Consider the following 431-nt stretch of genomic DNA (forward strand, 5'->3'; position numbering starts at 1 on the left):
CTTCTTCAGCTTCGACGCGATCGTACTGTTCCAGCAGATAGGTGATGGCTTCCGGATATTCCGCAACGGAGCACTGGACCTGGTTGATCCCGTCTTCGATGCGTTTAGCGATGTCGATTTCGCCTTCGCGGGTCAGCAGTTCAACGGTACCCATTTCGCGCATGTACATGCGCACCGGGTCGGTCGTACGGCCAATTTCAGATTCAACGCTCGACAGCACCTGGGCCGCCGCTTCTTCTGCGTCTTCATCGGTATTATTGGAGGTTTCAGCAAGCAGCAGATCATCGGCATCCGGTGCTTCTTCCATCACCTGAATACCCATGTCGTTGATCATTTGGATGATGTCTTCGATCTGATCGGAGTCGACGATATCTTCCGGCAGATGGTCATTGACCTCGGCATAGGTCAGATAGCCTTGCTCCTTACCACGT

Annotated in this window: 1 protein-coding gene; it reads right to left on the minus strand. The window is 53.4% G+C overall.

The window, feature by feature from the left end; genetic code table 11:
- On the minus strand, window positions 1-431 hold a 431-nt coding region (locus KBX53_RS35800), incomplete at both ends, for an RNA polymerase sigma factor region1.1 domain-containing protein (protein ID WP_305798026.1).

The organism is Micromonospora sp. M51 (assembly GCF_018070305.1).
In the GTDB taxonomy this organism is placed as follows: Bacteria; Actinomycetota; Actinomycetes; order Mycobacteriales; family Micromonosporaceae; genus Micromonospora; species Micromonospora parva.